At 70.6% G+C, this 2,320-nt stretch carries 1 protein-coding gene and 1 pseudogene; both read left to right on the top strand.

The features are described 5' to 3' along the window. Positions 1 to 80: 80 nt before the first annotated feature. Positions 81 to 1,040, top strand: coding sequence for an SMP-30/gluconolactonase/LRE family protein (locus VIU94_RS05815; RefSeq protein ID WP_331908243.1), 960 nt, complete (start codon positions 81 to 83; stop codon positions 1,038 to 1,040). A 390-nt stretch (positions 1,041 to 1,430) separates the two neighbouring features. Next, positions 1,431 to 1,983, top strand: a pseudogene (locus VIU94_RS05810) (DUF1062 domain-containing protein). The last annotated feature ends 337 nt before the right edge of the window (positions 1,984 to 2,320 follow it).

Here is a 2,320-nt window from a genome sequence, read left to right as displayed (position 1 = left end):
GGAACGACAGGCCAGGCTCCGGGTGTCCGTCGAGCCGATCCGCCCAGCCGATCGGCCCACGTCACCGGAGGTACGCATCGATGCGCCGCTGTCATGTCCGTAACGCCGGCCTCGCCGCCGCGGTCCTGCTCACCGCCCTGTGCGCGGCGCCCGGCCCGGCCGCCGCCAGGGACCTGCCCGACACCTACGTCGTCTCCCGGCAACCCGGTGTGCTGCCCGAGGGGATCACCATCGCCCGGGACGGCACGATGTACGTCTCCTCCGACGGCACCGGCGCCCTGTACCGCGGTCACATCGGCGACCCGGCCCTGCGCCCCTTCCCCGCGCGCGGCCTTGAGGACCGCCCCAGTTCTCTGGGCGTCCACACGGATCGCCGCGGACGCGTCCACTCGGTGGGCGGCGCGACCCTGACCGTCCACGATCGCCACGGCCGGCTGCTGACTACCCGTACCGCCCGCAGCGGACCGCTCGGCGCGCCCCACCTCAACGACCTCGTCGTGACGAACGACGCGGTGTACGTGACCGACTGGGCCAACCCCGTCATCCACCGGGCGGAGATCCGGCACGGCGCCCTCGGCCCACTGGAGCCCTGGCTCGACATACGCGGCGCGTTCCCGCAGTTCCCGGCACAGTACTGGCTGTTGAACGGCATCGTCGCGAACGAGGACGGCACCGCCCTCCTCGTCGCGTCCAACGGAACCGAGGCAGTCTGGCGGATCGGCACGGCCGACAAAGAGGTCGAGCAACTCCGCCTCGGCGAACAGTCCTTCGGCCCCGACGGCATGGTCCTGCGCGGCAGGACCCTCTACGCCGTGCTCAACTACGGTGCCCCGCACGGCGTCTACATCGCCGAACTGGACGACGACCTGCGCACGGGTGCGGTCACCCACCGCATCACCGGGGAGCTCTTCGACCTGCCGACCACCCTCGCACGCCACGGCTGCCGCCTCTACGTGGTCAACAGCCAGCTGAACCAGCCACCGGGCCGTCCGCCGTACACCGTGAGCGCGATCGACGACCCGACATGCGACACCCCTTGACGACCCAGTGGCGGAGCGGCGAGGTCTGACACCGGCCGGCCCGCCCGGCACGTGACCGGGGCGACGCAGGCTGGCCGACCGCCGGGGGCCGGCCAGCCGCGGTGGCCAGCGCGCAGGGACGAAGGCCAACGGACGATCAACCGGTGCCTACGTCTTTCACGGCACCGTCACCGTCGCCCGCCCACCCGCCCAGAAATTCAGTGGAGCCGCACTCCTGTGTGCCGTTACCGTGCTCCCGCCCCAGTCCCCCGTCAAGGACGTGCCGTTGTACACCAAGTGAGACCCCCCGAGCGCTGATCCGTCGCGCGTCGCACATCTGCGCCGCGCTCCTTTTCGCTGCGGTCTTCTCACTGGAACCGGTACATCTCTGTGTCCAAGAACTGGGTGGCCATGCCCACCTGCCTGCCGATCGTTCTCCGCCATTGCCACAGGTGCGCCTCCGGGCGCTTCGGGGCGAACGGAAAATTCCGCGTCCATGCGAACCACGAGCTCCTCGACGCCTGGCCCGTCACCGTCACGCTGTGCACCGGGTGCGGGAACACCACCAAGCTCGATGTCCCGGAGCGGACACACGTGCGTTCCGTACAACCCGAGCTCCTGAACCTGCTGCGCGACAACGACCCCGGCTCGGTAGCCGAACCGCTCCAGGCCCCGGTCGTACGGCTCGGCAACGTGGGCGGCTCGGGTCGAACCGAGCGGCCGGCCTGGCAGTCGCCGTACGGTCCGCCGCCGCACCGGGCGCACCGCGGCCGGTGGGCGCCCGTGCCGGTGTCGGCCAGGTCCCGGCCCGCCTTGCGGCGCGGATGCCTGCGCGGCCGGTGCGACTGATCGCCGAAGGGGTCGGCTTTCCGCGAGCCGAGTCGAGAGACTGCCGGCCGAGGGGAACCTCGTATCGACGGTCCGCCTGAGCGGCAAGCTGCCAGGCGACTCGCTCAAACGCTGAGTCCCTCCAGACCCGGGGCCTGTCCGGCAATATCCGACCCGCCGGACAGGCCCTGGTTCTCCAGCCAGGTGGCAGAGGCGTGATGCTGCTCTGATTGTCCCGCCTTGCAGACGGATCCAGTCGATGGATTTCTCCGCCATGAGGACGCCCGCTTCCCTGCTCGGTTCCGGATACAACACACCGTCACTCTTCGTCGCCGGAGCCGGGCCCGAAGGTCGGGTCGAGTGCGTACCGCGCGATCCCGAACGGCTGGAAATCGGCATCGGCGAGGATGCGGTAGAGGAACTCCGAGGTGGACATGTCGTACCGGTGCCATGCGCCGCCGTCCTCGGCCCGC

It is taken from the genome of Streptomyces sp. (assembly GCF_036566765.1).
GTDB lineage: Bacteria > Actinomycetota > Actinomycetes > Streptomycetales > Streptomycetaceae > Streptomyces.
This window is presented reverse-complemented; position numbering and strand designations above follow the sequence as displayed.

Coding starts and splice junctions, on each gene's coding strand:
- VIU94_RS05815 (WP_331908243.1), top strand. CDS start 81: ATGCGCCGCTGTCATGTCCGTAACGCCGGCCTCGCCGCCGCGGTCCTG.